The sequence below is a fragment of the Phormidesmis priestleyi BC1401 genome (assembly GCF_001650195.1).
In the GTDB taxonomy this organism is placed as follows: domain Bacteria; phylum Cyanobacteriota; class Cyanobacteriia; order Leptolyngbyales; family Leptolyngbyaceae; genus Phormidesmis_A; species Phormidesmis_A priestleyi_B.
Genome location: NZ_LXYR01000025.1, coordinates 44,439 through 70,156, shown reverse-complemented (window position 1 = coordinate 70,156; position 25,718 = coordinate 44,439). Strand labels below are relative to the sequence as shown.

At 50.0% G+C, this 25,718-nt stretch carries 26 protein-coding genes, 1 tRNA gene and 2 pseudogenes; 19 read left to right on the top strand and 10 right to left on the bottom strand.

Translation table 11 applies throughout. The features are described 5' to 3' along the window. Nucleotides 1-267 precede the first annotated feature (267 nt). The 3 genes and pseudogenes from A8707_RS14435 to A8707_RS30845 form a co-directional block, all read right to left on the bottom strand. Nucleotides 268-906: pseudogene (locus tag A8707_RS14435) on the bottom strand (IS110 family RNA-guided transposase); the annotation flags it as partial. 259 nt (nt 907-1,165) lie between these two features. Next, on the bottom strand, nt 1,166-1,324 hold the full coding sequence (locus tag A8707_RS28180; protein ID WP_156518577.1) for a hypothetical protein: 159 nt from the start codon (nt 1,322-1,324) through the stop codon (nt 1,166-1,168). Next, nucleotides 1,325-1,420 (bottom strand): annotated as a pseudogene (locus A8707_RS30845) (IS4/Tn5 family transposase DNA-binding protein); the annotation flags it as partial. It lies immediately after the preceding gene. A gap of 309 nt (nt 1,421-1,729) precedes the next feature. Between A8707_RS30845 and A8707_RS30635 the strand changes: the two are divergent. Beyond that, entirely contained in the window at nt 1,730-1,795 is a 66-nt protein-coding gene (locus A8707_RS30635) for a DUF6887 family protein (protein ID WP_414858404.1), read from the top strand. A 126-nt stretch (nt 1,796-1,921) separates the two neighbouring features. Further along, entirely contained in the window at nt 1,922-3,154 is a 1,233-nt protein-coding gene (locus A8707_RS14430) for an NAD(P)/FAD-dependent oxidoreductase (protein ID WP_197484773.1), read from the top strand. On the opposite strand, the gene recG is transcribed toward A8707_RS14430, so the two are convergent. The 3 genes from recG to A8707_RS14415 are packed head-to-tail and all read right to left on the bottom strand — an operon-like array spanning nt 3,151 to nt 6,539. Further along, nucleotides 3,151-5,604: an ATP-dependent DNA helicase RecG gene (recG, locus tag A8707_RS14425; protein ID WP_068817942.1), complete on the bottom strand. Its 2,454-nt coding sequence runs from the start codon at nt 5,602-5,604 to the stop codon at nt 3,151-3,153. The two genes, A8707_RS14430 and recG, sit on opposite strands and share 4 nt — an antisense overlap. Before the next feature lie 41 nt (nt 5,605-5,645). Continuing rightward, nucleotides 5,646-6,101, bottom strand: coding sequence for an NUDIX hydrolase (locus tag A8707_RS14420; protein ID WP_231948080.1), 456 nt, complete (start codon nt 6,099-6,101; stop codon nt 5,646-5,648). Between the two features lie 9 nt (nt 6,102-6,110). Further along, a complete protein-coding gene (locus tag A8707_RS14415; protein ID WP_068817940.1) occupies nt 6,111-6,539 on the bottom strand; it encodes a hypothetical protein in 429 nt (142 codons plus the stop codon). A 252-nt stretch (nt 6,540-6,791) separates the two neighbouring features. Between A8707_RS14415 and folD the strand changes: the two genes are divergently transcribed. The 3 genes from folD (at nt 6,792) to A8707_RS14400 (ending at nt 9,141) form a co-directional block, all read left to right on the top strand. After that, nucleotides 6,792-7,658: a bifunctional methylenetetrahydrofolate dehydrogenase/methenyltetrahydrofolate cyclohydrolase FolD gene (gene folD, locus A8707_RS14410; protein WP_082906366.1), complete on the top strand. Its 867-nt coding sequence runs from the start codon at nt 6,792-6,794 to the stop codon at nt 7,656-7,658. A 69-nt stretch (nt 7,659-7,727) separates the two neighbouring features. Continuing rightward, complete coding sequence (crtE, locus tag A8707_RS14405) at nt 7,728-8,654, top strand: geranylgeranyl diphosphate synthase CrtE (protein WP_068817938.1); 927 nt, start codon at nt 7,728-7,730, stop codon at nt 8,652-8,654. 25 nt (nt 8,655-8,679) lie between these two features. Then, complete coding sequence (locus A8707_RS14400; protein ID WP_068817937.1) at nt 8,680-9,141, top strand: divergent PAP2 family protein; 462 nt, start codon at nt 8,680-8,682, stop codon at nt 9,139-9,141. Between the two features lie 148 nt (nt 9,142-9,289). On the opposite strand, the gene A8707_RS14395 is transcribed toward A8707_RS14400, so the two are convergent. From A8707_RS14395 to A8707_RS14385, 3 genes are read right to left on the bottom strand one after another with little or no spacing between them, the layout of a single operon-like run. After that, nucleotides 9,290-10,000 (bottom strand): hypothetical protein, encoded by a 711-nt coding sequence (locus tag A8707_RS14395; RefSeq protein WP_068817936.1) that lies wholly within the window; start codon nt 9,998-10,000, stop codon nt 9,290-9,292. 52 nt (nt 10,001-10,052) lie between these two features. Further along, nucleotides 10,053-10,379, bottom strand: coding sequence for an MgPME-cyclase complex family protein (locus A8707_RS14390; RefSeq protein WP_068817935.1), 327 nt, complete (start codon nt 10,377-10,379; stop codon nt 10,053-10,055). Next, a complete protein-coding gene (locus tag A8707_RS14385) occupies nt 10,379-11,101 on the bottom strand; it encodes a pyridoxine 5'-phosphate synthase (RefSeq protein WP_068817934.1) in 723 nt (240 codons plus the stop codon). Before A8707_RS14385 ends, A8707_RS14390 begins: the two co-directional genes overlap by 1 nt. A gap of 106 nt (nt 11,102-11,207) precedes the next feature. On the opposite strand from A8707_RS14385, the gene A8707_RS14380 reads away from it, so the two are divergent. From A8707_RS14380 to hpnI (A8707_RS14345), 8 genes are all read left to right on the top strand, one after another. Continuing rightward, nucleotides 11,208-11,993, top strand: a complete 786-nt coding sequence (locus tag A8707_RS14380; RefSeq protein WP_068817933.1) for an SAM hydrolase/SAM-dependent halogenase family protein — start codon at nt 11,208-11,210, stop codon at nt 11,991-11,993. Between the two features lie 56 nt (nt 11,994-12,049). Further along, a complete protein-coding gene (locus tag A8707_RS14375) occupies nt 12,050-13,705 on the top strand; it encodes an ABC transporter substrate-binding protein (protein ID WP_231948079.1) in 1,656 nt (551 codons plus the stop codon). A 172-nt stretch (nt 13,706-13,877) separates the two neighbouring features. Further along, complete coding sequence (locus A8707_RS14370; protein ID WP_068817932.1) at nt 13,878-14,771, top strand: DUF2382 domain-containing protein; 894 nt, start codon at nt 13,878-13,880, stop codon at nt 14,769-14,771. 583 nt (nt 14,772-15,354) lie between these two features. Beyond that, the gene (gene hpnJ, locus A8707_RS14365; protein WP_068817931.1) at nt 15,355-16,788 is read left to right on the top strand and encodes a hopanoid biosynthesis associated radical SAM protein HpnJ; all 1,434 of its coding nucleotides are present in this window, start codon (nt 15,355-15,357) and stop codon (nt 16,786-16,788) included. A gap of 59 nt (nt 16,789-16,847) precedes the next feature. Beyond that, nucleotides 16,848-17,705, top strand: a complete 858-nt coding sequence (locus tag A8707_RS14360; protein WP_156518576.1) for an EamA family transporter — start codon at nt 16,848-16,850, stop codon at nt 17,703-17,705. A gap of 40 nt (nt 17,706-17,745) precedes the next feature. Next, a complete protein-coding gene (gene hpnI / locus A8707_RS14355) occupies nt 17,746-18,981 on the top strand; it encodes a bacteriohopanetetrol glucosamine biosynthesis glycosyltransferase HpnI (RefSeq protein ID WP_082906365.1) in 1,236 nt (411 codons plus the stop codon). An 11-nt stretch (nt 18,982-18,992) separates the two neighbouring features. Next, nucleotides 18,993-19,877, top strand: coding sequence for a hopanoid biosynthesis-associated protein HpnK (hpnK, locus tag A8707_RS14350; RefSeq protein WP_068817929.1), 885 nt, complete (start codon nt 18,993-18,995; stop codon nt 19,875-19,877). Continuing rightward, complete coding sequence (hpnI, locus tag A8707_RS14345; RefSeq protein ID WP_068817928.1) at nt 19,877-21,076, top strand: bacteriohopanetetrol glucosamine biosynthesis glycosyltransferase HpnI; 1,200 nt, start codon at nt 19,877-19,879, stop codon at nt 21,074-21,076. The genes hpnK and hpnI (A8707_RS14345) overlap by 1 nt, the downstream gene beginning before the upstream one ends. Before the next feature lie 68 nt (nt 21,077-21,144). On the opposite strand, the gene A8707_RS14340 is transcribed toward hpnI (A8707_RS14345), so the two are convergent. After that, nucleotides 21,145-21,229, bottom strand: a tRNA-Ser gene (locus tag A8707_RS14340). A gap of 88 nt (nt 21,230-21,317) precedes the next feature. Here A8707_RS14340 and A8707_RS14335 point away from each other — a divergent pair. The 6 genes from A8707_RS14335 (at nt 21,318) to A8707_RS14310 (ending at nt 25,714) form a co-directional block, all read left to right on the top strand. Further along, the gene (locus A8707_RS14335) at nt 21,318-21,686 is read left to right on the top strand and encodes a 2Fe-2S iron-sulfur cluster-binding protein (protein WP_068817927.1); all 369 of its coding nucleotides are present in this window, start codon (nt 21,318-21,320) and stop codon (nt 21,684-21,686) included. A 23-nt stretch (nt 21,687-21,709) separates the two neighbouring features. Then, the gene (locus A8707_RS14330) at nt 21,710-22,237 is read left to right on the top strand and encodes a thermonuclease family protein (RefSeq protein ID WP_197484772.1); all 528 of its coding nucleotides are present in this window, start codon (nt 21,710-21,712) and stop codon (nt 22,235-22,237) included. 62 nt (nt 22,238-22,299) lie between these two features. Beyond that, nucleotides 22,300-23,121 (top strand): inositol monophosphatase family protein, encoded by an 822-nt coding sequence (locus tag A8707_RS14325; RefSeq protein ID WP_068817926.1) that lies wholly within the window; start codon nt 22,300-22,302, stop codon nt 23,119-23,121. Nucleotides 23,122-23,244: 123 nt separating this feature from the next. Further along, nucleotides 23,245-24,168 carry a J domain-containing protein gene (locus A8707_RS14320; protein ID WP_231948078.1) on the top strand — a complete coding sequence of 308 codons (924 nt, stop codon included), beginning with the start codon at nt 23,245-23,247 and terminating at the stop codon, nt 24,166-24,168. Further along, the gene (locus A8707_RS14315; protein ID WP_068817924.1) at nt 24,168-25,433 is read left to right on the top strand and encodes an ATP phosphoribosyltransferase regulatory subunit; all 1,266 of its coding nucleotides are present in this window, start codon (nt 24,168-24,170) and stop codon (nt 25,431-25,433) included. The genes A8707_RS14320 and A8707_RS14315 overlap by 1 nt, the downstream gene beginning before the upstream one ends. A 53-nt stretch (nt 25,434-25,486) precedes the next feature. After that, nucleotides 25,487-25,714 carry an indolepyruvate ferredoxin oxidoreductase subunit alpha gene (locus tag A8707_RS14310; protein ID WP_068817923.1) on the top strand — a complete coding sequence of 76 codons (228 nt, stop codon included), beginning with the start codon at nt 25,487-25,489 and terminating at the stop codon, nt 25,712-25,714. The last annotated feature ends 4 nt before the right edge of the window (nt 25,715-25,718 follow it).

Genomic DNA, 25,718 nt, shown 5'->3' with positions numbered 1-25,718 from the left:
ATCGCTAGCGAAGTTCAACATCGTCCTGGGTAACAGTTCACTCATTCAACTGGAGGAATTGCACAACAAAATCACCATTCAACTCTAGGAAGTTGGGCGTTAGGGAGCCGCCGATTACCGCTTGGGATGTGAAGCAATCCTTGAATAGTCTCCCAGTCAAACAGGCTGAGAGGTTTGTTTCACAAGATCAGTCGAGATCGCTCTCGCAGTTCGAGAAATCCATTTAGTGGCGATCGGCATTCTCCAGCCCGTACCAAAAGCGCGATCGGTGAGGGTAGCGACAATCTCCTCGGTGCTGGCGTGAATGCGGACATCTTTGAGTGCCGCCAGTTTGTGCAAGTCTCGTTCTCCTGCAACGATGGCACGAATGATAGCAAGCCCTGTGGTGCCACTGATGTCGCTGATGACGCGGTGCAGTTGCACGTTCATTTGGGTCAGTGCTTTTTGCATCTGCTGGATGTGGGTGCTGGCGCTCTTGATCAGCGTATCCCGTTGCCGAATGTAGCGACGCAGGACACAGACTGAGTCATCGGGGCGGAATGAACCGGCTAGCAACCCGTAACGGTGCAGTTGGCGCAACCATTGGCAGTCAAGGACATCGCTTTTGCGATCGGGCACCGTCCTAGCATGACGGGCATTGACTAACTTGACCTCGAAGCCCTGGGTTTCCAGAATCTGGAACACGGGAATCCAGTACACCCCTGTCGCTTCCATTGCCACCGTCTCAATCCCACGGGCTTTAAGCCAGGTTGCCATTCTATAAAGGTCTGCGGTAAAGCAACCAAAGCGACGCACACCTTCACTGTCCCGTCCTTCGGGGACGCTCACTCAGTGGTAGTCTGCACCCAGGTCAATGCCTGCTGCATTCCCATTGATCATCAATAACTCGCTGTCAGATTTGTTCATACTCTGATCCTCGATAGCAGATGATTTAGACCTGCACTGACCTGGAGGGCACCGCCCATACAGTCTCCTAACCGGGATAGTGGGATCTACCACTTCGCCATTGGCTTAATCATGACCCTCCAGAACCAGGCTCACATACGGGCGCAATCGCACCCGTGTTAAATCGGTCTTTGTGGTCAGGGCATTACCCAACCTTAGAACAACTGAGCCTTGCCGACTGTTATGTTTCTTTCATCCCTAACGAACGGTACTCCGTTGCTTAAAGGCTCACATCTTGCACAAACAGCACCACCTCAGCATCGCTCGTTTTGGCGCTGCTTTGGATCTGCTCCCAGTGGGGTTTACTCAAGGCGGCATGACTCACATCTGCTTCCGACAGCAACCGATAGGCTGCTTTGAGTGAACCCCAACTCTGCATCTATTCCGGTAAATTTGCACTCGGATTCGCAGCGGGGGCGGCTCCCATTTGCACCGCCCGTTGCGTCCGTCGCTTATCGCCTAGCTCTACCGCTCCCCATTGCTGAGTTGTCTACTGCTTCAAGTCTGCGAATGCTTCGATGTTCATTTTCACACTCTACCCTGCTGGAAAAAATGTGGGTAACGGCAAGTCCTAAAAGGAGAGGGGACAAGAGTTCTGGCTCCCTTCTCTCCGGGGAGAAGGGTTGGCGGGGGCTTGCCCCACTTCGTGAGGAAGGCATTTCATACCTGCATTCAACAACGCCTAAAATACTACTTAACTCTGAAGTGAGCTTCTGATGTCTATCACTCAGGGGTGCAGGAGATGTAAAAATAACTGTGGCGGAATTGAGGAGCGATCGTACCAATGATAGAGCCAAATTATGACGCGATGAGCAATGCGGAACTGAGAGCCTACTGTCTTGATCATTGAGAAGAGGTTAGTGCGCTGGAAGCTTTTTTTGCCCGTCGCAGTCCCGATTCTGGGGCGGTTTGGTTTTCTCCCCCTAAAACACTAGAAGAATAGAAACAGCAAGAAGAAGCGATCGAGGAAATCTAATTGACTCAAAAAAGCTTGATGAAGAAGTTTGATGTAGTAGTAGTGGGTGGCGGTCCTGCTGGAGGACAATGTGCTCGAATTTTAGCAAAATCGGGTCGAAAAGTTCTATTAATTGAGCGCTTTAAAGACTTTACTAAAAACAGTTTTTCTAGTGCCGGAACTCCTTTAGAAACCTTGGAAAAGTTTGACTTACCTCAAAGAGTAGTGGGTAGTTTTTGGAATCAATTAGTAATTGTCACGTCTAACAAGCGGGGAGTCTGGAAATCTGAGAAGACGCTGGGAAGTGTTTTAGATTTCACGAAGCTGCGAGAATTTTTAGCCGAAGACGTAACCACTCACGGAGGTGAAGTATGGATGGGATGTCGATACGTCAGTCACCGAACTGAGCACGATCAAACAGTCGTCACGATTAAAAATAACCTTGTTGGTGAGAAGATTTTAGTCAGCACAAAAGTTTTAGTTGACGCGACGGGACCGAATCGATCGCTGATCCTTCAAAAAGGTGATCTTCAACCTAAATTTACTACCGGAACAGGAGTCGAATATTTAATCGAAGTTGATGAGCAATCTTATCGAAAGAATGCTGAAGCATTGACATTTTTCTTAGGTCATAAATGGATTCCTAAAGGCTATTCTTGGATTTTTCCGATGGAGAGAAACCAGTTAAAAGTGGGTGCAGGAATTGTCAATGGTGAACATCGAGTCGTTAAAGAAACGGAGCCACTCAAACACTACATAGAACTGATTATTCATGACTATATCAAGCCAGAATTCTACAAAATTACCGATGTTCACGGCGCAACAGTCAAATATAGTATGGGGTTGAATGATGTCTATAGTCGAGATAACTTAATCGCGATCGGAGACACGGTTTCAACGATCAACTTCTTGGGTGGCGAGGGCATTCGACACGCGATGCTCAGTTCTGAAATCGCTTGCAGACACATTCAAGAATACTTAGATAATCAAAGAAACGACTTTGATGACTATCAGAAAGAGATGCACCAAACCTTTCTGGCAAAGTGGAAAGTTTCGGAAAAGCTGGGGATGAAAAAGTATCTAGAAGATGCCGATTCTTTAGTGGATAAAGTCGTCTCTTATCTAGAGCCAATGAAGCTAGAAGACATTATAGATGTTCTGTTCTATTACAAATTTGAGAAGGTTTCTAAAGGATTTTTGTCGTATTTATTGAGAAAAGTCCGATCGTTCTTTAAGCCCTCTAAGAAAGCCTAAGTCAAAATCGCGCCACCCATTAAGCGCTGATAGCGATAGTCAAGTTCGGCTTTCATGACCGCCCATTTCTCAAGCGTAGGATCTTTCTCGATCGTCCTCTCTGCCGCACTTCTTGCTAGTTCCAGCACTTCTTGATCGTCTACCAAACTCGCCAGCGCAAAATCTGGCAGACCTGATTGTCGCGTTCCCAGCACCGCACCAGGACCTCGAAATCGCATATCCATTTCTGAGATAAAAAATCCGTCCTGCGACTGCTCCAATACTTTTAGGCGTTGACGGGCAGTTTCGGTTTTAGAACTGCTCATCAGCAGACAAAATGACTGAGCCGACCCTCGACCGACTCGACCGCGAAGCTGATGCAGTTGCGACAGCCCAAAGCGATCGGCGTGTTCGATCAACATTACTGACGCATTGGGGACATCAACCCCCACTTCAACCACGGTAGTTGAGACGAGAATTTGCGTCTGGTTATCGCGAAATTGCGTAATCGATTCGTCTTTCTCGGCAGATGACATTCGCCCATGCAGCAAGCCGACTTTAAGTTCAGGAAAGACCTTTTCTTGAAGTTCTTGATGTTCGTCGATCGCCGATTTCAAATCCAATTTTTCTGATTCTTCGACCAGAGGCAGCACGACATAAATCTGGCGACCTTGAGCAACTTCACGCCGCATTAGCTCATAGGCTTTTAGGCGCTCTCGCCCCGCCAGCACCGTAGTTTGAATTGCCTTGCGACCCGGCGGCAACTCATCGATTTGACTGACATCTAAATCACCGTGAAGCGTCAACGCCAGCGTCCGAGGAATCGGTGTCGCGGTCATCGTCAACACGTGGGGATGCTCACCTTTTTGCTGAAGTTTTGCCCGTTGCTGAACTCCAAAACGATGCTGTTCGTCAATCACGACTAAGCCCAACCGATGAAAGTTCACCGTGTCTTGAATCAGAGCGTGAGTGCCGACGAGCAAGGGCAGTTCTCCAGTTTCGAGTTGGGCGTGAATCTCGCGACGTTTGGCGGCTTTAGTCGAGCCTGTCAGCAACTCCACGGGCAGATGCAGCAAATTGAACCAACCGACTAATTTTCGATAGTGCTGTTCTGACAAGACTTCAGTCGGAGCCATCAACGCGCCTTGATAGCCAGACTGAATCGCGGCTAACAGAGCAATCACGGCGACGACGGTTTTGCCCGATCCCACATCGCCCTGAACTAAGCGATTCATCGGGACGGGTTTTTGCAGATCATTCAGAATGTCGTTAACGACTCGGTTTTGAGCGTTTGTGAGTTCAAACGGCAGTTGTTTGTAGAAATCATCAATGAGCTTTCCCGTCGAGGCAACCACGGCACTGGCTTGGACTTTTTGCTGAGTTTTGCGACGGTTGAGCAAGCCCAGTTGCAGATAGAAAAATTCGTCAAAAACGAGGCGGCGACGGGCAGCTTCTAGTGCGTCACTATCAGGCGGGAAGTGAATGTGAGAAATCGCTTCCGCCAGACCAATCAACCCATATTCATCTCGCAAACCTTTTGGCAGCGCTTCTTGCAGGCGATCGACCGCGCCCAGTGCTGTAGTCATCGTCCGTCGAACTAAATCTGCCCCAACGCCCTCTGTGAGCGGGTAAATCGGCACAATTCGCCCGACGGTCAAGGAGTCAATCTCGTCGTCAGCTTGCCCCAAAATCTCTAGATCAGGATCTTCTAACGTCATGCCAAACTTGGTTTCCTTCACAAAACCTGATGCGGCGATCGCTGCCCCAACTGGATATTGACGCTTCTGCTGTTCTTGCCAACCGCGATTGCTGTAGCGAGTTCCGGCAAAGAAACGGCTGATTTTCATCTGTCCCGTCGAGTCGCGAATCACGAGTTCGACGATCGTCAGCTTACTATTGCGCGGACTGGTAAAACAACTACAGCTTTTCACCGTTCCGATCAGGGTCACGGTTTCGCCTGCTTTTAGCTCTCGAATCGTGACCTGACGCGCATAGTCAAGGTGATCTCGCGGGTAGTAATAGAGCATATCTCGCACCGTGAGCAGCCCTAGTTTTGCCAGCTTCTCAGCACTTTTGGGTCCGACTCCCGGAAGATAAGTAAGGGATTGATCAAGCGAAATGTTGGCATTGGATTCGACGATCGGACTCGCAACAACTTTCTTAGCCGATGGCTGATTTGTCGAGTAGGTCGATTTTTTTTCGATTTCCTCAGAGGCTTTTTTGACCTGAAATAGAAACCGTCGCGTCTCTGCCACCAAATGCTGACGCTGAGAAAACGTCAGATCGGCATAGCTGGCAAACTGAGAGGCGATTTCTTGACAGCGGCTCTGGTCCCGATCGGGCAGTGCCGCATCCGGCTGGCTGAAATTGAGATGCAAAAATTCACCGAAGTGATACTGATTGCCCTCCAGGTTGTTAAATCCGTGCTCTGCCTCGACAGACAGGGCTTTTTGCAATCTCACCAGATCCATAGTTAAAAGGGCGATTAAAATATAGAGTCTGTGTACTATTTTTAATCATTAATTGAACCATTTGCTTCGATGAAGTCTAGCAAAATTTGTTGATGAGTTGCGCCCAACGGTCGAACTTGGTTGGCTCGATCGGAAAAGCAATCCCCGCGAGTAATATCCTCTAGCGAGAGTAGCCTCAGATCCCAGCCTTCCATTAAGACAAGTTTCTCCAACCCAACCATTAAAGGCGCATGAAAGACGTGACGAATCACTTTTTCGTCGCTGTAGTCCTTAAACTTCGTCACACTAGGCATCGCGTAGCCAATTTCTTCAACCAATTCTCGTTGAACAGCGACTTCTGGGCTTTCTCCTGGCTCAATGTGTCCTCCAAAAAAGCCCCAGCAGCCCGGATGGACGATGCGGGGATCGTTGTCTCTAAGCTGCATCAAAAATCGGTTGTCTTGGTAGAGAATGGCGATCGCAACCTGCACCCGATCGTCCTTCATACAATCATCCATGCGATCGCCTTATGATTTGGTTGCTGAGACGGGTTCGGCAGATCCCTCTTGTTCGACATAAATCGACCCTTGCTCCCTACCATCCAACACAATACGCTGATAGCGGACTTTTCCGGTGATTTTTACGGCGGTTCTGGGGGCAGGAGGGGCACTTTTCGTCACCACCCAAACTTTGCCCGTCGAGTCTTGAAGCTCATAGGCACTCAACCCTGCCAACGGCGCTTGAGCACCCGTTTTGCCCTGTAAATGCACCGTAAAATTTGTTTTCTGCCTTTGCAAATCGCTAATTTTAGCGGTGCTAAAGTTGAGGGTCGAAAGCATCACTTCGGGATGAAAACTCGTCTCCTCTGGCTGGAGAACCGGACTGCTACAGCCCACTAGCCCGACCAAGAGAGACAGCCCAAACCCGCCCGTGAGAATTGAGACGTTCGATCGCATCGCTCACCTACCTAGTTTTGATGAATAAACTTCAGAAACATCGAGCCTGATTCAACCGCGCTCAAAGACTACCCGAAAGGCATTCCACGGTAGACTAAATTTGCGACGCTAGGAGAAGTTGATCGATGTGTTAGCAACGATTCGGACTTTTGCAGAGCAATCGTACTCTTTCTTGACCTAAAAGATACCCAGAGCACTCTGAATTTTGAATTTATTTTCACTCAAAATTCATCACTCATCGTTTCATTTTTTATGACAGCCCAACTTCTCGACGGCAAAGCTCTGGCTCAACGGATGCAGGCAGAGTTAGCCCAGCAGGTTCAAACGCTGCAAGTCCGCTATCAGCGCCCTCCAGGTTTAGCCGTTTTGATGGTAGGCGACAACCCCGCCAGCGCTGCCTATGTGCGAAATAAAGAACGCGCTTGTACGACTGTTGGAATCGCGTCCTATGGCAAGCATTTCCCCGCAGATGTGACGCAGGCTGAGTTAGAGCAGACGATTCAAGCACTTAATCGCGACGATCGGGTAGACGGCATCTTAGTCCAGTTACCCCTTCCCGATCATTTAGACTCTGTAGCGCTACTCAACCAAATCGATCCCGATAAAGACGCAGACGGGCTGCATCCTCTTAATCTCGGACGATTAGTGCGCGGTGAACCAGGGCTGAGAAGCTGCACCCCTGCGGGAGTGATGCGGCTTTTAGAAGCTTATCAAATTGATCTCAAAGGTAAACAAGCGGTCGTCATTGGTCGTAGTATTTTGGTAGGAAAACCGATCGCACTCCTGTTATTAGAAGCCGACGCGACGGTGACGATCGCTCACTCTCGATCGCATGATTTGAGCACGATCGCTCGCAGTGCTGACATTCTGATCGCCGCTGTGGGTCGCCCAGGTTTGATCACCCCTGAGATGGTCAAACCTGGCGCGGTTGTGGTCGATGTCGGCATCAACCGCATTACCGACGAAACTGGCAAAAGTCGCTTGGTCGGCGATGTTGATTTCGAGGCAGTCTTGCCCGTTGCCGGATATTTAACGCCTGTTCCGGGTGGAGTTGGCGCAATGACTGTGACCATGCTGTTGCACAATACAGTATGGAGCTATCGCCAAAAATTTGAATGACCAGTTGAATTAACAGTCACAATAGTCTCTGTTTAGAGGTGACTGCGAGACGATGTTAGGAGGGAACCTATGGTAGTGACGGACGAAACACAATTTTCAAGACGAGCCTCTCAGTTTGACTTGCGCGCTTATCTATCGACCAGGCAAGAACAGGTAGAAGCTGCCCTCGATCGCTCCCTCCCGGTGATCTACCCTGAACAGATTTATGAGGCGATGCGCTATTCGCTGCTGGCAGGTGGCAAGCGGTTGCGTCCGATTCTCTGTTTGGCGACCTGTGAACTGATGGGCGGCACGATCGAGATGGCGATGCCGACCGCCTGCGCGCTAGAGATGATTCACACCATGTCGCTGATTCATGATGACTTGCCTGCGATGGATAACGACGATTATCGTCGAGGCAAGCTGACCAATCACAAAGTTTTTAACGAAGCGGTCGCAATTCTGGCTGGAGACGGACTGCTGGCATACGCCTTTGAGCACATTGTTGAAGAGACAAAAGACGTTCCTGCCGATCGCTTGATGAAGGTGATTGCCCGTCTCGGTCGCGCTGTAGGTGCGGCGGGGCTGGTCGGTGGTCAAGTCGTCGATCTGCACTGTGAAGGCGCGTGCGATGTGAAAATTGAAACGCTCAACTTCATTCATGCTCACAAAACGGCTGCCTTGCTAGAAGCCTCAGTCGTCAGTGGTGGCATCATTGCCGGAGCCTCCCAGACTGATGTACAGCGATTATCTCGATATTCTCAAGCGATCGGGCTTGCCTTTCAAATCGTCGATGACGTGTTAGACATCACCTCGACTCAAGAAGAGTTGGGCAAATCGGTCGGCAAAGATTTACGCGCTCAAAAGGCGACCTATCCCAGCTTTTGGGGAATCGAGGAGTCGAAGCGCCAAGCTCAACAGCTCATCGAGCAAGCCAAATCAGAAGTCACGGGGTTTGGCGATCGTGCCGTGCCCCTGATGGCGATCGCCGACTTCATCACAGCCCGTACCCACTAATATTTCATCCCTCATCCTTTAAAAAATGCAGGACTTTGGCGAATTACTGAATAACAGAGTGCTGCTCGTTGCAATCTTTGCCTGTCTGCTCACTCAAGCAACTAAGCTGATTGTTGAACTGGTTAAAAATCACAAATTAAACTTTCGGGTGGTGATTGAAAGCGGCGGAATGCCCAGTTCTCACTCTGCTTTGGTGACGGCTCTTGCGGCTGGAGTCGGGCAGACTTCAGGATGGGCAAGCAGTGAGTTTGCGATCGCGACGATCGTCGCGATCGTCGTTATGTATGATGCGGCAGGAGTCCGTCAGGCGGCTGGGAAGCAAGCCCGAATTCTTAACCAAATCATCGATGAGTTCTTTCAGGGAGAACATCAGTTCACCGAAGATCGCCTCAAAGAATTGTTAGGACATACCCCTGTTCAAGTCATCGTCGGCTCGGTTTTAGGCATTGCGATTTCATTCGGCGCAGAATTTGCGTTTGGTCGATAACCCCGGTAGAGACGTTCCACCGGAACGTCTCTCTTCCCGTCGCCCCGAAAGAATGGGTCGATCGGGTTTGCAATTTAATGCGTGAAGAGATCGATCGTCGGGAGGAGGAGACGTTCCACCGAAACGTCTCTACGGTGCGGATGGTTGGCTACCGTTCTCCGACGGCGGGTGGGGAAATTTGGACGCTGGATTTTAATAACGTGACGCGACGACTGTCTACCAACATGACAAAAAAGCCCCGATCGCTTAGACTCTGTAGCGTATAATTTGCTGCACGTTGATCCGTAGTATAAATCGCCAGTAGATAAGGACGTTGCCCATAAGATACTAATCCCACGTCTTTTTTAAGTGCCTGCTGTAGCTGAGTTGCCAACTCTGGTTTATTGAAGTAGCTCACCAAAACCGCGTAGCCTGCACCAAGAGGCTGAGGATCGTACTTCGAGGTATTGGAAGGATTTAGGATTGCTGATAGGGGATTTGTGATAGCAGGACTCTGAGGGACATTTCCGGCGATCGGAGGTCGTGCCACAAATGCCTGAAGCCCGACTGTCTCAGTCAAATATTGCGCCCAAGAACTCGCGGCTTCTGCCGTGTTGAAACCACCAACACGAGTCACTACATCATTTAAATAACGACAAACTGTAGTGCTGGCATTGTTCGGCAGCACTTTGCGTAACTTAGTTTGAACGTCTGGCGTGGTGCTTGCTACCAACAGCAAATATTCACCCGCATTTGGGGGCTGACATTGAGGATTATTTGATTGCGCGATCGCGCTATGGGGAGTTGCTGCCAATAACCCAACGATCGCGGGAAGTGCTTTGAAGCCAGTCCAATAAGAGCGCACGATCGTCGGGTTCATAAGTCTTTTTTGGCTGCAAATAGCTGAGTCGGGTCAGTAAATTCGCAGATTATCACGAAACGACAGCTAGAGAAGCCAACGGCTGGGGAATCGTTTCTGAAACCTGGAATTCACCTGTGATTACATATTCTAGCCTCAGCTTTAGCCAGGTAATAAATTGTTTGTTGGTGGAGACGATCGCCGCCGCAGGTTGAGGACATTGAGCTTTGATCGCAGCCATTTCAGGCGCATCGAGAAACGCAGGCTGTTTGACGAGCCAGAAATCGATTTCTTTTTCGTTTTCCTGATAGTTGCGAGTCCGTTCTTTAAAGATTTCATCGATCGGTTCATCTTCGGTCAGAAACTTCTGACTCGCCAAAACATAGTAATAAGTTGTCATTACAGTTTTCCTTGAATCGCTTGTTTCATTTCCCGGACGGCACGTTCTAACCCAACCAGGGCAGCACGGCTAATAATCGTATGTCCAATGTTCAATTCTTCCATGCCTGTGAGACCTGCGATCGGGTAAACATTCCAATAGGTGAGTCCATGTCCGGCGTTGACGCGCAGGTGAGCAGCGATCGCGTGTTCACAGCCGTCTGCTAAGATTTGCAACTCTTTGGCGCGGCTCGCTTCGGTGCGAGCTTCAGAATACTGTCCGGTGTGTAGCTCGATAAATTGGGCACCTGTCGCGGCAGACGCATCGATTTGATGACGATCGACATCAATAAACAAACTGACGGGAATGTCTGCGTCCTGAAGCTGGCTGACGACGAATTTCATGCGGTCTATCTGTCCGGCGATATCTAAGCCGCCTTCAGTGGTGACTTCTTGGCGCTTTTCGGGCACGAGCGTGACATAATCGGGCTGGATTTTGAGGGCGATCGCTACCATTTCATCGGTCGCTGCCATTTCTAAATTTAAATGCGTTCGCACGGTTTGCCGCAATAGCTGCACATCGCGATCCTGAATGTGCCGCCGATCTTCCCGCAAATGCACGGTGATGCCATCGGCTCCGGCGAGTTCTGCTAAGACTGCTGCCGCGACGGGATCGGGTTCTACGGTGCGTCGGGCTTGCCGAATCGTGGCAATGTGGTCGATGTTGACTCCAAGTGTAGGCAAGGCTTTGTTCTCCCAAGTAGAGACTTGATTTTAACGTGTCTTCATTGCGTCTAAAGCGTCTAAGCTAGAAACGTTCTCAGGGCAACCGTCAGACTAGAAATTCACCATGTTTATCAGCTTGATTGCAGACTATGGAACGGGCGATCCTGCCTTTTCAGAAGTGACTCAACGCCTGTTGACGGACATTCCTCAAGCGCAGATTAATCTGCTCTCGGTTCCGCCGTTTAGCACGTTGGCGACAGGGTTTTGGATCGCCCAACTCGGCTTGAATCCGGGTCCGGCAGAGCGATTGATTTATCACAACTGTGCGCCGCGTCAAGACGACCCCGAAGCCCGACAAAACAACGAAGGTGAAGGATTGACTTACGCGCTCTTAAATAATGGGGTGAAAGTCGTCGGTGTAAACGCGGGGTTCACGCTCTCATTTATCAAGCATCACGCTCAGGTTTTGCAAATTGTGAATGTTTCGCGAGGCGGATCACAGTTTCGATCGCGCGATGTCTTTCCTCCGGCTGCGGCGGCGATCGCCCATGGAGATCTCAGTTTGTTGGGCGAGATTCTCAAGCCAGATCAAATTCCCGATGTGCCGAGCGATCGGGTTGCCTGGGTCGATGGCTATGGCAACATCAAAACCACGATTTCGGCTGACTCGTTGACGTTAGAGCCAGAATCCAAAGTCGTGATTCGGATTGGCGATGTAGTCAGCGATGCGATTTACTCAGACGGCAGTTTTCGCGTTCCTGAAGGCACGTTGGCGTTTGCTCCGGGCAGTTCTGGCTGGTCGATCGATGGCGCTGAGACTCGCTGGATGGAGCTATTTTTGCGCGGCGGCAGCGCCTGGGAGCGATTTGGTAAACCGCGTGTGAATCAGAAAGTCGCGCAGATTGGTTAGCGATGACAATTCAAGAACGCTAGTGGCAATGAGTGAGAGTGAGGAATCAAAACGCTGTGAAAAAATTTCTGAAACAAGTCCGATATCAATTCAAACCCGCTTGGCAACCTGGATTTTTAGCGGCATTGTTGACGATCGCCTTCCTCATATCCAATTGCAGCAACCCTTCAACTTCTGGTGGAACCGCTCAATCGGGCATTTTGGTTTACGGTTCGAGTGGTCAGCCCATCAATCTAGAATCGGGCAACGTCACAGACGGCAACTCGCTTATTGTTCACAATCAAATCTACAACCGTCTAATCGAGTTCAAGCCGGGAACCACAGAATTACAGCCCGGTTTAGCGACTTCGTGGACGGCTTCACCCGATGGTAAAATCTGGACATTCAAACTGCGTCAGGGCGTTAAATTTCATGATGGAACGGAGTTTAATGCCAACGCGGTGAAGTTTAACGTCGATCGCTGGTGGGACAAAAACAGTCCCAATGGCTATCGCAACGCGGGCAAGACTTATGAGATTTGGGAACAGATTTTTGGCGGCTCTAAAGGCGAACCCAACTCACTGCTTCAGAATGTAGTTGTGACAGATAAATCCACGATTCAGTTTGGGTTGAAGCAGCCGTTTGCGGCATTTCCTAGCACGATCGCGTCGGGTTATTTTGGCATCGCTAGCCCGACTGCGATTCAGAAGGCTGGGGCGAGTTATGGCACACCTGCCGCCGGAGCCGTGGGCACAGGAGCCTTTGTATTTAAAGAATGGCGATCGGGCGATCGCATTGTTCTCGAAAAAAACCCCAATTATTGGAACGCTGGATTTCCGAAAAGCAATCAATTAGTGATGCGATTCATCACCGATCCCGCCGCACGACTAGCACAACTCCGCGCCGGACAGCTTGATTTCACCGTCGATCTGGCACCCGATCAGAAGGCAGAAATCGATCGAGACTCCAATCTCACCGCCGTTGCCCGACCGTCGTTTAATGTTGGCTATCTGGCGCTGAATCCGACTTATAAGCCGCTGGCTGATGTGCGAGTTCGGCAAGCGATCGCTCATGCCCTTAATCGAGCGGCGATCGTCAAAGCCTTTTGGGGTGATTTGGCAGAAAGTACACCTCACTTCGTACCGTCTATTCTCGCGTGGGCGCAGTCTTCAGATTTAAAGGACTACGACTACAGCCCCCAAAAAGCTAAAGAACTGCTGGCTCAAGCAGGCTACCCCAACGGCTTCGAGATGGATTTGTGGTATATGCCCGTCTCTCGTCCCTACTTCCCGACTCCAAAGCCGATCGCTGAGGCATTTGCCGCCGATCTCAACGCGGTAGGAATTCGCGCCTCCCTCAAAACAAAAGACTGGACAGCTTATCTTGCTGATCGCATCAAACCTCCTGGCTATCAGTCTTTTATGATGGGCTGGACGGGTGACTATGGCGATCCAGACACATTTTACTATCCTCACTTTGGGACGGGTGGCACCAAAGATATTGGAAATTGGAAGAACGATCGCATTCTGCAAGCATTAGATCAAGCGAGACTGACTGCCGATCAATCCGCCCGATCGCAGCTCTACGCAGAAGTAGACGAAATTTTGCATCGAGAAGTGGTGCGGCTGCCGATCGTGCACTCTAAACCCCTGCTTGTTTCTCGCAAATCGATCGACGGTTGGCTGCCTAGCCCGCTAGGAACGGAACCCTTTGAAGCGATTTCTAAGCGATGACAGCAATTCTCATTAAGTAGCATAGAGCAACTGATCTCATCTACCTGCTGATGAGGTTCAAGATAGTCCTTTCGATGAAACAAATTTAGTCGGTGGAAGGATGTGAAAAATGAGGTAAAACCTATACTCTACGCAGAGTATAGATTAATACACCTCCTTGGAATAACAAATCATGGCTCTTCATAAGATTAAAGATTTTGACCCCGATTATCGCAGCCATTTTGATGGCGATGACGTGGTCGGGCTTGACCTCTATACTGGAAACGACAAAATTGGTTCAGTTGACGATGCGTTAGTTGACGATGAAGGTCAGTTTCGCTATCTCGTCATCAACACAGGCGTTTGGATTTTAGGCAAAAAAGTCTTGCTTCCGATCGGAGGTGCCCGCATTGACTACGTTGCTCGTCGTGTTTACGCCAAAAGCCTCAGCAAAGCCCAAGTAGAAAACCTGCCTGAGTTTACGCAAGATGCCACGATCGACTATGACCACGAAGAGCAAGTCAGAGGGATTTATCGCCCTTCTATGCTGAACACGGCTGCATCAGGCGTTGGCTATGTCGGTGACAGTGCGCCTGCGATTCAAAGTGCGGCACCGATGCTAGATGTAGATGCTGGCTACGATCGCGACACCTACAGCTATGACAAAGAGCCTGCACTCTATGGCGTAAACGAGCAAGACCATCAGACCCTACGTCTTTATCAAGAGCGATTGATCGCCAGCAAGACTCGCCAAAAAACGGGAGAAGTCGCGATCGGGAAGCACATCGAGACCGAAACGGCGCGGGTGTCAGTGCCGATCGACAAAGAGCGCGTGGTCATTCAGCGAACTGCTGGCAACACTGGAGCGGTGATTCCGGCAAGTGAAGCCAACTTTCAAGCGGGAGAAGTGGCGCGGATTGAAGTCTACGAAGAAATTCCTAATATTCAGAAAGAAGCCTTTGTGCGCGAAGAAGTGCGTGTCACAAAAGTTGTCGATCATGATACCGTCACGGCTGAAGAGCAGGTGCGGCGAGAAGAGCTAGATGTCGATACCGAGGGTCGCCCTGTCGTTGAGAAAAAGCTGTAAGTAGACCTTGCCCTATGCAGCTACTTTAGAATCAGGGCTTAGAGCGTGGTTTAAACCTTTCTCGCTGCGATGCTGCCCCGCCCTGAACTGAAGTTCGGGCTAACGTGGGAAAGTCCGCTGACACGGACTGAAGACCTGGCGATAACTCGCGTTTAGTCCGTCTTAACGGACTTGCCATCACTAGCCCGAACTTTAGTTCAGGGCGGGATGGCAACGAAGATTAGAGCTTTAAACCACGTCTAAGCCCCGGTGCTTCGATAGAAACACAGCGTCCTAATGCAGTTTCGTAGCGCCGTCTCATCAAGTGTGCATCTAGATCCCCGGTTAAAGAAATCGGGGATTTTGTTTGGTTGCTTTTCCAAGTTCTTAACTTTTTTCGGGTAGGTTGACACCACATCTAAACTTAGATAGACGATGAACACAACTCTGAAAAAGGCAGCAAGTGACTTCACAATCACCACGCCAAGTCTATTGAATTGACACATCAAGGGTGTAGATAATTCAATATTACTTTGGTGTAGCAGCCAACTTCCTAAAACTCTCATCCAACGGGGTGATTACCCCAGCGTCAGGAGCGCCATCTATGAAAAAGACGTTATTTCTCAGTCCCCCCTCGTTTAATGGATTTGATGGAGGTGCCGGGTCGAGATATCAAGCAAAGCGCGAGATTACCTCGTTTTGGTATCCAACCTGGTTAGCACAGCCTGCCGCACTCGTGCCAGGAAGCAAGCTCGTCGATGCCCCACCGCATGGTCAGACTGTCGAAGATGTGCTGAAGATTGCTAAAGATTATGAATTAGTGATCATGCACACCAGCACGCCCTCGCTGGCAAATGACGTGAAGTGTGCCGAAGCGCTCAAAGCCCAAAATCCGGCAGTAGAAGTAGGTTTGATTGGTGCTCACGTTGCGGTTTTGCCCGAACAAACGCTGCGCGACAACCCAGTCATTGATTTTGTCTGTCGTCACGAATTTGACTATACCTGCAAAGATCTCGCAGCAGGCGACCCGTGGGATCAAATCAAAGGCTTGAGCTATCGAGACCCCGACGGGAATCTGTGCCACACGCCCGATCGAGACTTGATTCACGATTGGGATGCGATGCCTAGCGTTCTCCCCGTTTATGCCCGTGACTTAGACATTGAAAAATATTTCATTGGGTATTTGCTGCATCCCTACATCTCGTTTTACACGGGGCGCGGCTGTCCGGCAAAGTGCAGCTTTTGCCTATGGCCCCAAACGATCGGAGGACACCAATATCGGACCAAAAGCCCAGAAGCAGTGGGGCGCGAACTGACAGAAGCGAAAGCGATTTTTGGAGATCGGATTCGTGAATATATGTTTGACGACGACACTTTCACGATCGACAAACAGCGCGCGATCGCCATTAGCGAACACATGAAGCGGCTAAAACTCACCTGGAGCTGCAACGCTCGTGCCAATCTCGACTACGACACGCTGAAGCAACTGCGTGATAATGGACTGCGCCTATTGCTCGTCGGTTTTGAGTCGGGCAATCAGCAGATTCTCAACAACATCAACAAGGGCATCAAATTAGAGGCGGCTCGGCAGTTTATGAAACACTGTCGCGACTTGGGGATCACGGTTCACGGGACGTTTATCGTCGGGTTGCCGATTGAAACTCGTGAAACCATCGAAGAAACGATTCGATTTGCCTGTGAGATTAGTCCCCACACGATCCAAGTCTCGATCGCGGCTCCCTATCCCGGCACCGAACTCTATCAACAGGCAATCGCAAACGGCTGGTTTAGCGATCAGGCACTCGTCGCCAATTCTGGCATTCAGACCTCGACGCTGCACTACCCCGATTTGTCGAGTGCCGAGATCGAGGATGCGGTTGAGCAGATGTATCGTCGGTTCTACTTCCGACCCAAAGCCATTGTGCCGATCGTGCGCGAAATGTTGGGCGATCGGCAAATGCTGATGCGCCGACTGCGAGAAGGGGGAGAATTCTTTTCGTATCTAAAAGATCGTCGCACCCAAGCGGCTACTAGATAACTCTCGCCCAGAGAATTGCTCCCACTCAATAATCACGACTATCAAACGGTAGAATCTCGGTGCGTAAGTATGTTGTTCTTTGTCTGTTGGTGGTTTTTCAGGTCTTGGGTGATGTCTGGTTAAGCCGAGGAATGCGGCAGATTGGGGCAGTGAGTCTTTCAAATCCTGCTGCGCTATTGACGATCGGAGTGCAAGTACTAACGAATCCCTGGATTGTGCTGGGCATCGCTTTTTTGGTGGGCGCACTGCTGCTTTATCTAGCCGCGATTTCGCGACTGGATTTGAGCTATGTGCTGCCAATGACCGCCTTTAAGTATGTGCTATCTGCTTGCTTTGCCGGGTTAATTCTCGGTGAAAGCATTTCGCAACTTCGCTGGGTGGGCACTGCTCTAGTATCAAGTGGAGTGTTGCTAGTGGCGTTGGGCGAAGCCGCCGCTGAGATCAAAAAGCGCAGAAAAGACCGTCAATTTTCTGGCTTGTTGCTTGCGCCGCTCTCGTTTTCTCTGTCTGCCTCCAAGGTGGGAACGACAATTTTGCAAAGCAACGCCCTGACCGGAATCGTGATCATGGCTCTTGCTGCGTCTACGGGCGACATTTTGCTGACGGCTGGCATGAAGCAGGTGGGTGGAGTGACAACGGTGAATGCGCGATCGCTGATGCAGCTTGCCCGTCGAGCGATGACAAATCCTTTTATAGGCTTAGGAGTTGCGTGTATGGCGGCTGACTTTTTCTTGTTCATTGCGCTGTTAAGTGAGGCTGATTTGAGCTTAATCATGCCCATGACTGCCTTGAGCTATCCTTTCAGCGTTGTAGGGAGCCACTATGTTCTCAAAGAGCGGCTGACATCTGGGCGACTCGCTGGCACCGGGTTGATTGGCATTGGGGTTGCGTTCATCTTGGTAAATTCAGCCCCATAGCTAATTCCATTAATTTATCTAAGAGAAAGCTTCATCAATCATGACACGTCTTAATTTACTGTCTGTCACGTTAGAATTTGATTTTGAAGTCTGGTTTGCATCTCATTTTCTGCTGTTGCTCCCATTGTTTTTTTGCATTACTGCCATTGGCTACTACAGCTATGCGATTTACGCAGCGCACACATTTTTTTCTCAGACTGAACGGATTGATCCTAATTTTCATCCCCCGATCAGCATTCTAAAACCCGTGTGCGGCTGCGATCGAGATGCCTATAAAAATCTTTCCTCTTTCTGTTGCCAAGACTATCCCAACTATCAAGTTATCTTTGCAGTGCAAGATTGGGCTGACTCTGGGATTGAGGTGATCAAGCAAATTATTCGCGATTTTCCGACGATCGACCTTCAGCTTGTGGTCAGCGATCGCGCGATCGGGTCAAACGGCAAAGTTAGTAATCTTGGCAATGCCATGACCAACGCCAGTCACGAAATAATCTTGATGGCAGATAGTGATGTGTATGTTGAACCTAACTATTTGCAGCAGGTGATTCAACCCCTAAATAATCCTCAAGTCGGAGTCGTAACCTGTCTCTATCGATCGCTCACAGACCGATGGTTAACTCATTTAGAAGCGTTGAGTTCAGCAACAGAGTTTCATCCGGGGGTTTTGGTCAGCAACCAGTTAGAGGGAATCAAGTTTGCGATGGGTCAAACGATCGTGATTCGTCGCTCAGTGCTAGAAGAAATTGGCGGGTTTGGGGCGATCGCTAACTATCTAGCCGATGACTTTCAGTTGGGTTATCTACCTGCTCAAATTGGCTATGATGTCGTGCTTTCTCATCACATTGTTGACCATGTGATTGCAACCAGCACTCTGATGGGTTCTTGGCAGCGTCAACTGCGCTGGATGGTAGGGATTCGAGTCTCGCGCCCTTGGGGATATTTGGGGTTAATATTTACTTACGGCACGGTGGCGAGTCTATTGTTCTTGCTGATCACAGCCGGATCGATTTGGGGTTGGATCGTTTTAGGAATTACGTGGACAACTCGATTAGCAATGGCGTGGTTTATTGGAGTCAAAAGCATTCGCGATCCGATCGCAAAACAATTCCTTTGGTTTGTGCCCTTGCGTGATCTGATCAGTTTTGCTTTATGGTGCTACGGATTTTTGGGCGATACGATTCGATGGCGCGATCGCCAGTTCAAATTGACGCGAACAGGTAAACTGGTTCCCTGTCCACCCGATTTGTCAGAAGAAATAAAGTCAGCTATCAGTTAAAGGACAAACCATTGAAATTCGATCAGACAGCACCTCGTCGATTAATTATCAACGGCGATGATTTTGGGTTTTCATCTGGCGTTAATCAAGCCATTATTGAGGCGCACGAACGAGGCGTTTTGACCAGCACTAGCCTGATGGTGACGGGCGATGCGTTTGAAGAAGCGGTGACGCTAGCAAAGGCACATCCGACCCTTGCAGTTGGGCTACATCTCGTTTTAGCCTGCGGACGATCGGTGCTGCCGCCCGCTCAAATTCCTCACCTAGTTGACGCTCACGGCAATTTCTCAAATCAGCCAGAAAAAGCGGGTATTTACTACCACTTCAGCGCGGCTGCACGGCGCGAAATTCCGCTTGAGATTCGGGCGCAACTCGAAAAATTTCGTCAAACTGGACTGCCACTATCTCATGTGGATGGGCACGTCCATGTTCACATTCAGCCCGTGGTGCTGAATCATCTAGTCAACTTGTCAGATGAGTTTAACATCCGATCAATGCGGTTGCCCCTTGAAGATCTGTCTGCCACTCTTCGAGCCGATCGCTCTGATCTGCCTATAAAACTGCTGCTGTCGATCGTTTATGCTGTGCTACGGCGCTATGGAGAATTTGTGCTGCGGTCACGCAATATTCAGTTTGTCGACCGCGTGTATGGCTTGTTCAACAGCGGTCGGATGACTGAAGACTATTTGCTCAAGCTGATTCCCCACATTCAGTCAAATTGGGTAGAAATCTATTTTCACCCCGCCGTTGCAATTGCGGGAGAACCTGCCAACGAATCGTATGGGTTAGGTGAGGCAGAACGCGATGCGCTGATTAGCGATCGAGTGCGGGCTATGATTCACGATCAAGGCTTTAAGTTAGCCAATTATTCTCAATTAGGAGCGGTTGTCCGTTAATGCTATCAGTCCTTCATTTAACAGAATTTGGTGGCTACGCCCGATTCATTCCCTTGTTGTTTTGCCTCGTCGCGATCTTTTATTACTGCCTTGCCGCTTATTCTGCGATCGCATTTTTATCTCAATCTACCCCGATGAATCCTGAGTTTCATCCGCCGATCAGCATTCTCAAACCTTTATGCGGATTAGATAGTCACACCTACGAAAATCTTGCCTCATTTTGTCGCCAAGACTATCCCAACTATCAAATCATCTTTGGAGTGCAAGATCCAAACGATCCCGTCGTGGCAGTGGTGCAACAGATTATGCAAGACTTTTCCGCGATCGAGATGCAGTTAGTGATCAGCGATCAGGCGATTGGAACCAATCTAAAAATTAGCAATTTGGCAAATGCCGCGATCGAAGCTGACCATGCGATTTTGCTGATTTCAGACAGCGATATTCGGGTGGGTTCAGATTATCTGATCAAAGTGGTGCAACCCTTGTGCAATCCCTCAGTCGGGGTAGTGACCTGTATGTATCGTTCACAGGTTCAAGGATGGACGGCTGCGTTTGAAGCATTAGGAATTTCAACCGAGTTAGCCCCCACTACGTTGGTGTCTCGAACTCTGTCAGGCATGAATTTTGGCATCGGTGCCACGATCGCGATTCGCCGCTCTGTGTTAAACGCGATCGGAGGATTTCAAGCAGTCGCCAACTACCTTCATGACGACTTTCACTTGGGACGAATGCCCTTTGATGCAGGCTATCAAGTGGTGCTGTCTCACTACGTCGTCAACCACGGATTAGACACCAACCGCTTTTCTGATCTAATTCAACATCAGACTCGCTGGAATCGAGGCATTCGAGTCTGCCAACCTTGGGGATATGCAGGGCAAATCTTCACTTTTGGAACGGTGACAAGCCTGTTGTTTTTGCTGACCACACAAGCCTCTCAGCTAGGCTGGATCGTGCTGAGCGTCACCTGGCTTTTTAGACTAACAATGGCTTGGATTGTTGGGGTAAACGTCTTAAACGATCCCACGGTCAAAAAACTATTTTGGCTGGTGCCGTTGAGCGATCTGATGCGATTTGCGCTCTGGTGCTATGGGTTTGTCGGCGATCGCATTGAGTGGCGAGGGCGACACCTCAAGCTGACCAAAGAGGGTAAGCTTATCGACCTCAGTTCTAAACCGATGGCTGAAGTGAACCTTGCCTAAGACGGTTATATCAGCAGAATAATTCTCAATGAGATAATCTCAGGTGCTGTTCTGCTGATGATTTAAAACGGAGAGAGAGGGATTCGAACCCTCGTTAAGTTGCCCTAAACAGCATTTCCAGTGCTGCGCCTTCAACCACTCGGCCATCTCTCCAAGGCTGTGCTGTATTCTCAGTCACAGAATTTCTATCCTACCAGAATTGTTCCATACTGGAAAGAGAGCGAACGAACTTTGGCAATTTATGACTCAGTTTCATACCATCCGCGTTTATAACCGTCAAAAAGACACCTATGCCTCGTTTCAGGTGCCCGACGATCGCTACATTCTCCACAGCGCCGAACATCAGGGCGTTGAGCTACCGTTCTCGTGTCGCAACGGGGCATGTACGACATGTGCGGTTCGGGTCAAAGCGGGGGAACTCTATCAGCCAGAGGCAGTAGGGCTATCGATCGATTTGCAGCGACAAGGCTATGCCCTGCTGTGCGTGAGCTATGCCCGATCGGACTTAGAAGTCGAAACTCAAGATGAAGACGAAGTGTATGAGCTTCAGTTTGGTCGCTATTTTGGCAAAGGCAGAGTCAAACGGGGGTTGCCACTCGACGAAGAGTAGAAAACAAAACGGGGCGGTGAAGTGTGAAAATTTGGAAAAAGCGTGTCCCGTTCTGGATCGTGCCTGTTTTGCTTTGTCTATTAGTTAGCTGCCAACCAGTAAATTCTCCTCAAGGAGACACGATCGCCGTTCAACGCGTTTTGAGCGGTCAAGAACTTGAGCTGCAAGGCATCTCTGGGGAGCCGGACATCACCGAACGAGTTCGACTTGCCGGAATCGCGGTGCCAAACCTGACTCAAAAACCGTGGGGAAGTGCGGCTAAAGTCCGGTTGGAGGCGATGATTCTCAATCAGTCTGTGGTGCTGGAGTCCGATCGCACTCCTCGCACCGCCAAAGGACGGCGATCGGTCTACGCTTGGCTAAATGGAGTTTTGTTAAATGAACGGCTAGTTGCAGAAGGACACGCGATAACGGTTTCCAATCCGCCGAAATCTGCATACGAACTGCGGTTAAGTCGTGCCCAAGATCGCGCTCGAATTTTAGGACTAGGCATTTGGAATCCTCAAGACCCAATGCGGCAGCCTCCGGGAGACGTGAGCGATCAAGCCTAGACCAACGCCTCGATCGAACCTGAGCAGATGCTAAACTTTCCCCATTTCCACGGCTTAAATTCATGTCCCACACGCCTCAACAACTCCAAATCTTTTTAGACATCGCGACCGAGGCAGTGTTAGCCGCCGGAGCCGTTCTGCAAACTCACTGGGGCAAGCTCGAAGACATTCAGGAAAAAGGTCGCCCAGGAGATTTAGTCACTGAGGCAGACAAAGCCGCCGAAGCCGCCGTTTTAGAGGTGTTGCGTCGTCATGTGCCCGATCACCCCATTTTGGCAGAAGAGTCAGGACAGTTTGGTCGCTCTGACAGTGAGTATTTGTGGGCGATCGACCCCCTGGATGGCACGACCAATTACGCCCATCAATATCCTTGTTTTGCGGTCTCAGTCGGCTTACTGATTGACGGCGTTCCCCAAGTGGGAGCCGTGTTTAACCCGATTCAGCAAGAGCTTTTTAGAGCCGCCAAAGGGCTAGGGGCAACCTGCAATCGGCGATCGATTCGAGTGTCGCAAACCGACGAATTGAGTAAAAGCCTGCTCGTCACGGGGTTTGCCTACGATCGCCACCAAACCCCCGACACTAATTACGCAGAATTTGCTCATCTGACTCATCTAACTCAGGGCGTTCGTCGTGATGGCTCTGCCGCCCTTGACCTTGCCTACGTTGCCTGCGGACGATTTGACGGCTATTGGGAACGAGGCTTATCCATGTGGGATATGACAGCGGGAATCGTGCTCGTCGAAGAAGCAGGAGGCAGCGTCACCGCCTACGATCGCGCTCCCTTTAACCTCTCATCTGGGCGAATTTTAGCCACAAATTCCAAGATTCATCACTCATTGAGTCACGAGTTGATGCAGGTAAAACGGACAGATCCTATAGAATAAGCGGATACTCTTTGAAAGACGTTTTGAATTGCGGCGATCGTTCTTAAAAACGGGTCGTTAAAACCCCATCACTTACCCAGATAGACAGAGCACATGAGTTTTCAAATTGAACGAGGTTTGTTCATGTTGGACTTCTCCGACTATCACTCGGTCATCGGGGTGTCGGTCGAAGCAGACATCAAAGAAATTCGCAAGAATTATTTGAAAATTGCCCGTCGCCTGCATCCAGACAGCAGTGTTTTAACGAGCGAGAGCGATCGTCATCTGGCAAGTCAATTTCTCTCAAAAATGGTCAACCCCGCCTGGGAAAAGCTGTCTCAAGAGCGCACTCGCGTTGATCACGCGGTCTTGCTCAAACTCAAAGGGCAAGGAGCCATGCGGCATCAAACCCACACTCAAGTGTTAGGAAGTCTGGCAAAACAGTTGTTGACTGCCAACAATCTTGACTACTTTTATCGAACTGCACTGCAAGATCTCGCCGATCGCCAATATCAGCAGCTTGACCAAGTTTTAGAATTGACCGCGCAGATTAGTGAACTTAATCTAGTCTACCTGGCGAGAAAAGAAGGCAAGGGCGAGGGCACGATCGGAGAACCCAAAAAACCGCTTTACACGACTGCGACTCCAACCTCTACAGAAGCTCCTAATTCGGCAGCAGTGACTCCTCCCTCCGCCCAAGAACAGCGAGATTCGCTCCTCGAACAATATTATCGTCGAGCAGAAGGATTTATGAAGAAGGGGAATCACGCGCAAGCGACGTTAGAACTGCGAGATGCGTTGCAAATTGATCCCAACCACTGCCGTTGTCATAGCCTGATGGGGATGGTGTATCTGCAACAAAAGCAAGGGACGATGGCAAAAATCCACTTCAATAAGGCGTTGGCGATGAATCCAGACGACCCAACCGCCCTAGAAGGAAAGAAATATCTAGAGCAACAGACCAACAAAGCAGCCTCTCAGGCGACTACAGGCAGCAAGCCCGATCGCAACAAGTCAGAGGGCACTGGCGGGCTGTTTGGCGGTTTATTTAGTGGAAAGAAAAAATAATGGTTTATCAACCTCCAGCAGGTGCCAGAGATTTATTGCCTTTGGATGTCACGCAAAAACGCTGGATTGAAGAGCGGCTACAGCAAGTCTTTCATCGCTGGGGCTATCACCGGATCATCACCTCGACGCTAGAACGGCTCGACACGTTGATGGCAGGGGGTGCAATTCAGCGATCGACGGTCATTCAACTCAACAATTTGGATGATGAAGTTTTGGGGCTGCGTCCCGAACTGACGGCTTCGATCGCTCGCACTGCGGTGACTCGCATGGCTGGCGCAACCTATCCTCAGCGGCTCTACTACAACACAAACGTGTTTCGTCGCGCCCAAGAAGGCAGTCACAGTGGTCAGCAGGAGTTTTATCAGGCAGGCGTTGAGCTGCTCGGCGGCGGTGGGCTGTTAGCCGATGCCGAAATTCTCTTATTGCTGATCGATTGTTTGAATAATTTGGGATTGGGACAGCTAAAAAGCTCATCTGATGCGTCTTGGAGCCTGATTTTAGGGGAAGCGGGTTTGACGCGATCGCTCCTTTCTCCCTTCCCGGCAAATGTGCGCGATAAAGTCCGCTATGCTATTGCTCAACTCGATCGACTCGCGCTAGAGGCGTTGCCACTCTCGGCGGAATTGCAAGATCGGGCGCTCCTCCTGCTCGATTTGCGAGGTAAACCTGCCGATGTGATTCAGCGAGTCAGCAGTCTTGATCTCGATGACACACAGCGAGAGTCAGTCAATAACCTCAAATCGTTGATCGAACTGCTGCAAGAAAGTCTCGATTTACGGTTGAGAGATTCGACGATCGCGCTGCCGATTATCCTCGACTTAAGCCTGATTCGCACCTTCGACTACTACACCGGAATCGTGTTTGAAGTCACCAGCACGACGGCATCGGGGCAAAAAGTTTTGGGTCAAGGCGGACGCTATGACCAGCTTTTAGGGCTTTTCCATCCTCAAGGACAGTCAATTCCGAGCATCGGGTTCTCACTGCAAATGGAGCAACTGCACCAGATTCTGCTCCCTACGGGGCAACTGCCTGACCAGACCCCCGCCAGCGATTGGTTAGTCGTGTCAGAGACTCCGCAAACTCACGCGATCGCCTTTGCTCATGCCCAAAAGCTGCGAGAATCTACCCACCCGCTCCAGGTCGAACTCGATCTGAGCGGCACCAGTCGAGAAGCCATTCGAGACTATGCCCGTCGTCGTGGCATTGCCCAAATCGTTTGGATGGATATCAACGGCTCCCCGGTTGATGAAATTCTGACGCGATAATAGAAAGCGTTCTCAGTGAATTCTCTCACTCAATTTTTTAGGAAGCAACTACTGTGTCTCATACGATCGTTACAAACATTTGCGAAGGCGTTGCAGATTGCGTTGATGCCTGCCCCGTTGCGTGCATTCACGAAGGTCCCAGCAAAAACGCCAAAGGAACCGATTGGTATTGGATCGATTTCTCCACCTGCATCGACTGTGGAATTTGTCTGCAAGTCTGTCCGGTTGAAGGCGCGATCGTGCCCGAAGAACGACCGGAACTGCAAAGCACTCCCCAATAACTCT